Source organism: Photorhabdus sp. P32, assembly GCF_038085095.1.
Lineage (GTDB): Bacteria > Pseudomonadota > Gammaproteobacteria > Enterobacterales > Enterobacteriaceae > Photorhabdus > Photorhabdus luminescens.
Window position 1 is genome coordinate 1 of record NZ_JAZGJN010000176.1, and the last position, 10,247, is coordinate 10,247.

At 37.4% G+C, this 10,247-nt stretch carries 9 protein-coding genes; 8 read left to right on the plus strand and 1 reads right to left on the minus strand.

The window, feature by feature from the left end; translation table 11 throughout:
* The first annotated feature begins 550 nt into the window (after positions 1–550).
* The 6 genes from V2H77_RS01880 to V2H77_RS01905 all read left to right on the plus strand — a co-directional run bounded on the left by V2H77_RS01880 (position 551) and on the right by V2H77_RS01905 (position 6,068).
* Entirely contained in the window at positions 551–2,188 is a 1,638-nt protein-coding gene (locus V2H77_RS01880) for a bifunctional metallophosphatase/5'-nucleotidase (protein WP_341497439.1), read from the plus strand.
* Positions 2,189–2,611: 423 nt separating this feature from the next.
* The gene (locus tag V2H77_RS01885; protein WP_341497440.1) at positions 2,612–2,974 is read left to right on the plus strand and encodes a hypothetical protein; all 363 of its coding nucleotides are present in this window, start codon (positions 2,612–2,614) and stop codon (positions 2,972–2,974) included.
* A gap of 7 nt (positions 2,975–2,981) precedes the next feature.
* On the plus strand, positions 2,982–3,929 hold the full coding sequence (locus V2H77_RS01890) for a fatty acid desaturase family protein (protein WP_341497441.1): 948 nt from the start codon (positions 2,982–2,984) through the stop codon (positions 3,927–3,929).
* Positions 3,930–3,991: 62 nt separating this feature from the next.
* Positions 3,992–4,858 (plus strand): 2OG-Fe(II)-dependent halogenase WelO5 family protein, encoded by an 867-nt coding sequence (locus V2H77_RS01895; RefSeq protein WP_341497442.1) that lies wholly within the window; start codon positions 3,992–3,994, stop codon positions 4,856–4,858.
* 82 nt (positions 4,859–4,940) lie between these two features.
* Positions 4,941–5,087, plus strand: coding sequence for a hypothetical protein (locus V2H77_RS01900; protein WP_341497263.1), 147 nt, complete (start codon positions 4,941–4,943; stop codon positions 5,085–5,087).
* A 99-nt stretch (positions 5,088–5,186) separates the two neighbouring features.
* Positions 5,187–6,068, plus strand: coding sequence for a DMT family transporter (locus V2H77_RS01905; RefSeq protein WP_341497443.1), 882 nt, complete (start codon positions 5,187–5,189; stop codon positions 6,066–6,068).
* Positions 6,069–6,469: 401 nt separating this feature from the next.
* Here the strand turns inward: V2H77_RS01905 and yiaY are convergent, their stop codons facing one another.
* A complete protein-coding gene (yiaY, locus tag V2H77_RS01910; protein ID WP_341497444.1) occupies positions 6,470–7,621 on the minus strand; it encodes an L-threonine dehydrogenase in 1,152 nt (383 codons plus the stop codon).
* A gap of 296 nt (positions 7,622–7,917) precedes the next feature.
* On the opposite strand from yiaY, the gene V2H77_RS01915 reads away from it, so the two are divergent.
* Both V2H77_RS01915 and V2H77_RS01920 read left to right on the plus strand, forming a co-directional pair.
* Positions 7,918–8,409, plus strand: a complete 492-nt coding sequence (locus V2H77_RS01915) for a YbaK/prolyl-tRNA synthetase associated domain-containing protein (RefSeq protein ID WP_341497445.1) — start codon at positions 7,918–7,920, stop codon at positions 8,407–8,409.
* A gap of 575 nt (positions 8,410–8,984) precedes the next feature.
* Positions 8,985–9,605, plus strand: coding sequence for a beta/gamma crystallin domain-containing protein (locus V2H77_RS01920; RefSeq protein ID WP_265380135.1), 621 nt, complete (start codon positions 8,985–8,987; stop codon positions 9,603–9,605).
* The last annotated feature ends 642 nt before the right edge of the window (positions 9,606–10,247 follow it).

The window sequence follows — 10,247 nt, forward strand, 5'->3', positions numbered from 1 at the left end:
TGAAAGATGACGGGTATAAATCTAATCAATTATCATTTAAATGGAATTTTGGTAATTAATCTTAACTTTGAACTCTGAATAAAAAATTGAACTAAATTCTTGCTCCAATATAAAAACTTTCGACTAAGAAAAACTAATTTTATTTGGAAAACATATTTGTACGATATTAGTATAAAATGGCACTGGGATAGCATCGAAAGTGGTATATATACAAATTACTACCTGCATGATAGAAATACAAATATCTTTAATTATAAAAAATAAACTCACACTGTTGGTTTAGATAAACGTTTTGCCATTTCCAAGTACAATAATCTGCGTCTGTTCAAATCAGATTAATCATGATGAACATTACATTTGTTACAGCAAATAATTAGATATGATTGACTGTCTATACCCTATGGATTTCAAGATGCATCGCGACGGCAAGGAAGCGAATCCCCGGGAGCATAGATAACTATGTGACCGGGGTGAGTGAGCGCAGCCAACAAAGAGGCAACTTGAAAGATAACGGGTATAAAACATGAACTCAATACCAAGAGATAATAAGATGAATAATAAATACAAATTAATTTTTTTTGCGGTTAGTAGTGCCCTGTTGGCCGGATGTGTCGCTAAACCCGGCCATGATAAAACAGATATTATTGATGTTCGTGTCCTAGCTATGAATGATTTTCATGGCGCACTAAAAGCACCAAATCCCAATAAACCCGGCGGCATTGAACATATGTCCACGCTAATCAAGGAACTAAAGAAAGAGAAGCCTAACAATATTGTCGTTGGCGCTGGCGATATGATCGGCGCAAGCCCATTACTCTCTGCAATGTTCCATGACGAGCCAACAATTGAAATGCTATCCAAAGTAGGTTTGGAGGCAACTGCTGTTGGCAATCATGAGTTTGATAAAGGTAAGGATGAACTGCTGCGTAAACAGAATGGCGGCTGTCATCCTGTGACTGACTGTCAAGGACCAAAACCATTTACAGGCGCGAAATTTCAGTATCTGGCAGCAAATGTCACCGTCAATCAAACGGGTAAGACACTATTTCCTGCATATATCATTAAAAAATTTGACGGTATTCCGATGGCTTTCATTGGCCTGACTCTGGAAGGGACTCCAGAGATAGTGACACCAAGCGGAACCGAAGGTTTGAGCTTCGCTAACGAAGTTAAAACCATTAATGCTTTAGTGCCGGAGCTACAGAAACAAGGTGTTAAAGCAATGGGGGTTCTGATTCATGAAGGTGCTGAACAAAAAAGTGATGGCAAACCGATTGATGTAAATGCCTGCAATGCTTTAACCGGTGAAGTGTTGAATATTGTTAATCAACTGGATAAAGAGATTGATTTCGTCATTACCGGCCACACGCATCAGGCTTATAACTGCGTAATTAATGGTAAGCCCGTCACTTCTGCACAGGCTAATGGCGCGTTAATAACTAACCTGGATCTAAAACTGGACAAATCCATTAAGGATATTGTGGATTTTAAAGTGGAAAATATTTGGGTTGATAACCATAAATATGAAAAAGATCCAGAAGTGACTAAAGTATTGGATATATATGAAAAAATAGCCGCGCCATTGGCAAACCGTGTTATTGGTAAGTTGGATCGCGATCTGAATAGGCAAACTAATCGTGCTGGTGAATCTTCACTGGGTAAAGTGATTGCAGATGCACATTTATATACTGCCCTATCTAAAGAGAATGGCGGCGCCCAAATTGCATTTATGAACAGCGGCGGTATTCGTGCTGACATGACTGGTGGTGAGGTAACTTACAGTGTTATCTACGCTGTTCAGCCATTCTCCAATGTATTATTAACCAAGACGCTGACAGGTGAACAAATTAAACGTCTATTGGAACAACAATGGGATCGTTCACGTCCGCAAATCTTAGCAGTTTCTAATGGTTTTGAATATCAGTGGAATAGCGCCAAACCAATAGGTGATCGTGTTATTACCCACTCGATGAAAATCAACGGTGAACCCATTGAATTAAATAGAAAATACCGGGTGGCTGCTAACGAATTTCTGGCAACAGGGGGAGATAACTTCTCAGTATTTAACGAGGGTATTGATCCTGTATATAGCGTGCCTGACGTTGATGCTGTAATGAAATATTTCGCTGAAAAATCTCCCATTGCTTATCCTAAACAAGATCGCATCACTAATGTGAACGAAGAATAATTGACAACCTATTTCGTTGGGTTATTTTATTAATAACGCCCGACGGAATAGGTACAAATACCTACGGTTTTGTATATTTTGTCTCTCCTGCAATCACGATCCACAGCCCTTTTCGAGCAAATGACAGTCAAGATAATAATCAGGTTGTATCTACGGTAATATTTTATAAGTAAATAATAATGCGGTAAACAATAACATGTGCTCTATTTCACAGTGCTTAAATCTAATGCCTTTACAAATTTAAATGTCTATATATTATTATTATTGTAGGCAGGTAAATTTATAGCGTCAGTTTAGGTTTATAAAAGCACAGCGGAATTATAATATTATTGCAGTAATTTCATAATGAAAAAATAAAATTTTCAACTGTATTTAGGTGATGATTATCGTATCCACGTTTTTGAATTTAATGATGATAATCCTATGCACATTGATGCCACATTTTTCCCTATGGCGCCTGGGAAACTATTAATTAACCCGAAAAAGGTGTTAAAAGTTCCTGAGCTGTTTAAAGGATGGGATGTGCTGCATGCGCCTGAACCGGTTATTCCTGACAACCATCCTCTGTATATGACCAGTAAATGGATCAACATGAATATTCTAATGCTGGATGAGAAGCGGGTGATTGTTGAAAAGCAGGATGAACCTATGATCGCTGCAATGAAACGTTGGGGCTTTACTCCGATCCCATGTAATTTCAGGAACTTTAACTCTTTCGGCGGCTCCTTCCATTGTGCAACAGCGGATGTAAGGCGGCGCGGAAGTTTACAATCTTATCTTGACTAGGAGAGTAATGATGGCTATCTGGAAATATTCCGCTTGGGATGCAGTCATGTTTATATTAAGTATTTCGCATACGGTAGCCACGGTTACACTGGTCATGTATTGGGATCATTTCACTATTATGGGGTGGTTAGTCAACATTGTGCTTCTTACACTGATGACAACTTACAATATAATAGTGATATCGCATTTTTTCACCCATACTCCCTGGTTCGTTTCTCGTGTAATGAATATGTTGGTGTCGATATTGAATTCAATGAATATTGGGCAGTCTGTACAGTCTTATCACCTGTCCCATGTCCGTAATCACCACAAATATAATAATGATCGGGGAGTAGGTGAAAGCGGACCTTTGGATACCTCTTCTACCTTTATAAATGGCGAGCATAGTACTCTTTGGTACTATTCTGTCCTTGGCGCAGCATCTACCTTTTATAATAGTTTTGTGCGTATGTGCTGGTCTCTATTTATCTGGCATAAACCACTCAGTAAAGCTGATAAAGGGTATGAAAAACTTCTTTCTAATGCCAGAACCAGTAAAATTAAAGAATTATGGCAATTGAGGTTAGATAGATTGTTCCAGGCGGGGTGGATTATTATCTTATTCACTCTGTCTTGGGAATGGGCTTTATTTTGTTATTTACCCTCTCTCTATTTTGCCTTTGTTCTGGTTAATATTCAAAACTACTACGAACATTATGGCGCACAGCCGGAGAACAGATTTGCAAACTCAGTGAGCTATTATGGACGTATCTATAATTTATTCATGTTTAATGATGGTTATCATCAAGAGCATCATATCTCAGGCGGCACCCACTGGAAGCAGTTACCTGATTTACACAGGAAATATTCAACCCAACTCGCTGCGCAGAAGAGGATTATTAGCCCGGTACCTGCGATATTAGGTTTTTTACATAGGCGTAGATCTCTGCTGCACAGATCTATAAGGCAAAAATAATCCCAGTTAATCACTACAGATTTGATAGATAGCCCGATCAATTTACTATTAGGGAGTCTATTATGATACAAGAAGAATCCAGTATTAAAGGAACAAAACTGGCAGAATCAGAATTTATTGTATACGAAACGTCGAACGATATATCAATGGATGCGGTTTATGACCTTTTGGATGGCCACCTTGCGGCTTGTCGGGTTCGTGATTTTCTTCCACCAGAACAAAGAAAGAGAATAATTGAGAATTTTTGGCGTTCTCCTGCTCGCATTCCCCGTTATGGTGGAGGTATTAATGGTGTTGAGGGGTATTTTATTGGGGCATCTCATATTGAAAAAGATACCCGTCAATATATAGAAGAAGCAGAAAATTTTCGTTCGGCAATTGATGAGGTGTTTCAGGATACAATCAATCCAATGGATCATTTCATTAAACAAATAACTCATTTTAGTGGTAATAACTCACAGGTAATTCGTCCTGCCATGTATCATGGTGTTGCTGCGGGAAATGCAAAAATTTTGTATTGGAATAACTTCGGTGAATTTCTTTTATTACCTCATGATGATCTTGCACAGCTGAGTGATCCACGCCAGAGTGATTTTGAGATCCAACAAATTAATCGTGTCATGGCGGTAAATTTTTACGCCGACGTTCCCCAAAATGGGGGGCAGTTAAAAGTATGGAATATTCAGCCTGATGATCAATCACGTAGTGCTCTTGGTTTAGCTTACAGCGGTTTTCCATATCAATCTGAATTATTGGAAGATCATACAAGTATGGTGATTAATATTGATGCGGGGGATTTGGTATTGCTGAATGGGAATTTAATCCATGCGGTACTGAATGGTAATACTATCTTTTCACCGGAACGGCGTTTACTCGTGAGCTGTTTTATAGGATTACAGCAAAATGGTGATCTTATTTGGTGGACATAGACGTGTGCATGATGTTGAAAATTGCTTACAAATATTTGACCATAGCGGAATATGCATTTATATTTAAGAATGATTAATGTAAATGTTAAAGATACAGATTATGCCATTACTTGCATGCACACTGATTACGCTTACCTGGCTGGTATTAGCCAAAGCAAATGTGTACATGCGTTTTACTTTCGTTTCTCCTGTTGCTGCTCCACCTCCTTTATTATCCATAACTGTGTAATATGTCGTCTCTGAGGGATGGTTAACATTCAACGTGTTGCCAGATTTAGCTGGCTGCGTTGGCTTGGGTACGTTAAATGTAAAACAGGTATGAATTCCTATGATTTCTAAAACTCAATGGATCTCTTATAGCTCGACCTTGCTTTTTGTCTTATTGTGGAGCAGTGGTGCGATTTTTTCTCGATGGGGACTTGATCACAGTACCGCATTTGCCATTCTCACGATGCGTTTTGCTATTGCGCTTATTTTTTTGATATTTCTGGGATTATTATTCAGGCGTAATGCTCATTGTCTGCCTGTATATGGGACACGCAAACAGGTAGCTGGTACCGGTGTTTTATTAATTGGCGGCTATTCTATCTGTTATTTTTTTGCTTTGGATAACGGGATCACGCCTGGCGTTCTGGCTACCGTGATGGGAATTCAGCCGATTATCACACTGCTGGTGATTGAACGCCGTTTTTCGATTGTACGTTTATCGGGTTTATTATTAGCGTTATTGGGCTTGATATTAGTAGTGTATCAAAGCCTGGTGTTGTCCCGGTTTTCCTTTGCGGGTATTACTTTTGCCTTAGCAGCATTGGCTTGTATGAGTTCTGGCGCAATTTTACAGAAACGAATTCATCAAGCTCCTTCTACAGTTTTACCTCTGCAATATAGTGTCAGTTTACTGCTTTGCTTGCTGTTTGTTCCTTTCCAGCCTTTTGAATTTCAACTGGCGCCTGGCTTTATTATTTCATTATTATGGCTTGGGTTAGTGATTTCAGTTGTCGCTCAACTATTACTTTACCGGCTTATTCAAAGTGGTAATTTGGTGAATGTAACGAGTCTATTTTATCTCGTTCCTGGTGTTACCGCCGTAATGGATTATTTATTTTTGGGAAATGCATTACCGGCTCTCAGTCTGCTGGGTATGGTAGCTATCTTGTCAGGACTTGTATTAGTCTTTCGTACAAAGAAAATAGTTCTTTTCACTAAATAAAGTTGTGTTGCCGGGTATAAATTATCCCGGTAACAGCCATATCCTTTATTCCGTTATCAGTTATAAAATAATTTTCAGCATGAATTTATTAATCTGGAATTTCGCTGAAAAATCTCCCATTTTTTACCCTAAACAAGATCGCATCATTAATGTGAACGAAGAATAATTAATAATTTATTCAGATCGATACAGTAACCGGATGGTACTTTTTGGGATCACTTCATAGTATCGAGGATCTATTTAGTCAATCGTCCATTGAAACCCATAACGTGCTACGAGGTCTCCTGACAATATAAATCATTCTGCACGAAAAACAGCTATCAGGCGACGTATACATCCACGTCGCCTTTTCCGCCCAATTAGGCATAGGTATCTATACAAATGAAATAAGAGCTAAAAAATCACATGGCCGCTTTAAAGATCGAAACAATTTCTTCATGGGTAGCTTGAGTGGGATTAGTCAAACAACATATATCCTTCAAAGCATTAGTTGCCAACATGGGTAAATCTTCTAGTTTGACATTCAATTCCGCTAAACCCGACGGAATACCAATATCTTTTAATAAGTTACGAATTTCAGCAATACATGCCGCAGCTCCTTGCTGATCATTCATAGCGCTGACATCTATCCCCATCGCCGCGGCAATATCTTTCAAACGACCCGCAACCGCTTTGGCATTGAACTCTTGAACGTGCGGCAACAAAATGGCATTACATATCCCATGCGGCAAATCATAAGTACCACCCAATTGGTGAGACATGGCATGGACATATCCCAGTAATGCACTATTAAACGCCATACCCGCCAAAAATTGCGCATAGGCCATGTTTTCACGTGCTTCTATATTGCTCCCATCTGCGACTGCCTGACGTAAAGAGTGACTAATCATTGTGATCGCTTTCAGTGCGCAAGCATCGGTTATTGGATTGGACATTTTAGAGAGGTAAGCTTCAATCGCATGCGTCATTGCATCCATTCCGGTCGCGGCGGTTAAACCTTTCGGCATTCCAACCATCAATTCTGGATCGTTCACAGATAAAACAGGCGTTATTTTCTTATCCGCAATGGCCATTTTAATGTGGCACTCAGTATCGGTAATGACGCAGAAACGTGACATTTCTGATGCGGTACCCGCAGTCGTATTGATAGAGATTAATGGCAAATGCGGTTTAGAGGAACGACCAATGCCTACATAATCCCGGATATCTCCCCCATTAGCCGCGACCAATACGATGGCTTTTGCACAATCATGCGGCGAACCACCACCTAAGGAAATAACGCAATCGCTATTATGCTGACGCAACATATCCAAACCTTCTTCAACATTAACTGTCGTCGGATTCGGATTGGTACCGTCATAAACCACACTCTCAATATCAACATCAGATAATAAAGACTGAACTTTCGCTACTGTTCCAATTTTATTTAAAACACGATCAGTCACAATCAGCGCTCGCTTGTAACCATCACTTTTCATTGCATTTACTGCTTCAACCAGACAGCCCACACCAAGCATATTTACTGATGGCATAAAAAAATTTGTAGTCATCATTGACAATTCCTTAATATTAAAATAGTTTTAGAATGAAAATATATAAAAATTAAAATTTAAAGATCACCTAATGGAGCTACAGATCATTCTCTTACAACAAACATAAATAATAGTTCTATTTAAACCACATAATTCAAAAAATATAAACATATACATCGGTAGAGTTATATGATGCTTATTAAAATAGATATTTGATAATTTCCTTATTGGTAATATATGCAATTGGCAATATAATAAATACAATAATCGAGAAGATTTATATATCAATTCAGAAGATTTTTACTTAGGAGTTTATTTTGTCCTCTAACGAAATATTTAACCGCCTGACCGCATTACTGGATAATCATCATGCCAGCTACCGGGTAATGGAACATCCAACCGCCGGACGTTCTGAAGAGGTTGCAAAAATTCGTGGTACACAACTTGGACAAGGAGCAAAAGGATTAGTTTGCCATGTTAAGGGAGAAGGATTTCGTCAATATGTACTCGCTGTACTACCTGCGGATCAACAAGCAGACCTCTCTTTACTGGCAAAACAGATCGGTGGCAGCCGTGCCTCACTAGCAAGCCCTAAAGAAGTTTTTGAACTGACTCAATGTGTATTTGGCGCGATTCCGCCTTTCAGTTTCCATCCAGCCCTGAAACTGGTTGCAGATCCTTTATTGTTTGAACGATTTGATGAATTGGCGTTCAATGCCGGCAGCCTTGAACGCTCAGTGATTCTTAACACTCAAGATTATCACCGAATTGCACAACCTGAATTGGTGATTTTTCGTCGGGTAGCATAAATATCACTGCGAAAAATGATATTTGTCAAAGTAGCCTATAAAAATAGGCTATTTCAGACTACTGGACTGTTTTCTTCCCATTTCCTTCCTAATCCTAAGAGTTCGTTTCACTCTCAATAAGAATTTAGGGAGATAATTCTGCATTCTTGCTAAACATATTCATTTAAAATGGTAACTATCCCTCTCCCATAAATTTATATCACTAGATAAATTCATTATTGCTACATCATATAAACATTAAATAGAGAGGTATAATTATCAAATACCATGAATATCTAATTATTCACTATTGAGTCATATATAAGAAATTATCAATTACATTAGGGGATAATTCCCTACCCCAATAAAGGTGTTTATTGATAGGAATTTTCAATTATTTTTAATTTCAGAATCTTTATTTCAAATATCAGCATAAAATGACATGTCAATTATATTAATGTTATATTTGCAACAATTTAATATGCCTATTCATTATATTTTATTAAATACAAGACCACACACTCACTGTATTCTCATCTCGCTTTCAGAAAGAAAGATAACGTTTTTTTAAAATAAAGTTTAAGGAATAGAGAAATATGACTGATAAGTTAATTACAGGTGCAACTTTTTTCGATAGAAAATACTTCCTGGGTGAAGCGCACCATTATCCAGAAAACGATAGCATTATTCCATTGCCTTATGATCTTAACGATAGATTCCGCTCAGTAAGAATTGGAACACTATCAAAAGTTTATGCATGGCGTCATCAGACCGATTGTGAACCAGGTCAACGCTATCGTGAATGGGAATACGATCATCCAGATATTGATAGAGAAATTAGAGGATTATCTAAGTTCAAAGTGGCGCCAAAAAATACCTGTCTGGTTGCATTAAGACTTATTGATGATACTTATTCAGGTATTAAATTCTCAATGTTCACGAATACACATTGCGTGGGCCCAGTTGAAACAACAACTGATGATGATTATGCACTGGTTGGTATACTGCCATTTGAGACTGAGTTAGTCACTGCCATTGCAATAAGAAATACCAGTACTGGAGTATATATTAATAACGGATCATTCTATTTCTATCGTGATGCAAATGGTGTTGTTACTATTGATGAGAAAGCTAATTTCCCTAAAAATCTCAGAATAGTTAACGTAGGTGGTAATCGTTTTGATATCCATATTATCAGTACCGAGTTTTCTAACTAATCCGGTCATAATGTAACGATAATTAACCGTCGTTTTCAGACAGGCTACGTTCTGAAAATTTAAGCAACACCGTTGCGGAATATCATTAAAAACCGCAACGGTGTATTCATTTCTACCAAGATAATAATTTTTTAACAATTAATTAGCCATTCACTGTTATTCATCTTTTTTTCATAAAATTTTATAACTAAAAAATCAAACAGTCATTTAATTAAAAAAACATTAAATTAAGATCCACTAGCAATAATGGTTATAAGCTATTTACTTTGAGATAAATACTTCCCTAACGATTAGTTATAAAAATTATAGAAAATACAACCATTATATTATCACACTTCCTATTCTAGATATTTTCATAATATTATTAATGAAAAGCAATCTTATAACACCTATTCGAAACACTAAACATGAAAAATATTCACAATTAAATTGAATATTAAGCTTAATATTAAACACTCACTAAAAGTATCAAATTTTCATATTTCAAACAGTTAGTTGGACTATATCTATATAATTATAAGGATATTATTCGGTACTTTTTAAACAGCTTTACTTTACGCATTTTTATGCTAATTTTAATATTAACCTATCGAATATTATTCCTTTTTTGACTGGATATATCGCATTAATACAACCAGGCAT

Coding starts and splice junctions, on each gene's coding strand:
- V2H77_RS01900 (WP_341497263.1), top strand. CDS start 4,941: ATGTTAAAGATACAGATTATGCCATTACTTGCATGCACACTGATTACG.
- V2H77_RS01905 (WP_341497443.1), top strand. CDS start 5,187: ATGATTTCTAAAACTCAATGGATCTCTTATAGCTCGACCTTGCTTTTT.
- V2H77_RS01890 (WP_341497441.1), top strand. CDS start 2,982: ATGATGGCTATCTGGAAATATTCCGCTTGGGATGCAGTCATGTTTATA.
- V2H77_RS01895 (WP_341497442.1), top strand. CDS start 3,992: ATGATACAAGAAGAATCCAGTATTAAAGGAACAAAACTGGCAGAATCA.
- V2H77_RS01880 (WP_341497439.1), top strand. CDS start 551: ATGAATAATAAATACAAATTAATTTTTTTTGCGGTTAGTAGTGCCCTG.
- V2H77_RS01920 (WP_265380135.1), top strand. CDS start 8,985: ATGACTGATAAGTTAATTACAGGTGCAACTTTTTTCGATAGAAAATAC.
- V2H77_RS01885 (WP_341497440.1), top strand. CDS start 2,612: ATGCACATTGATGCCACATTTTTCCCTATGGCGCCTGGGAAACTATTA.
- yiaY (WP_341497444.1), bottom strand. CDS start 7,621: ATGATGACTACAAATTTTTTTATGCCATCAGTAAATATGCTTGGTGTG.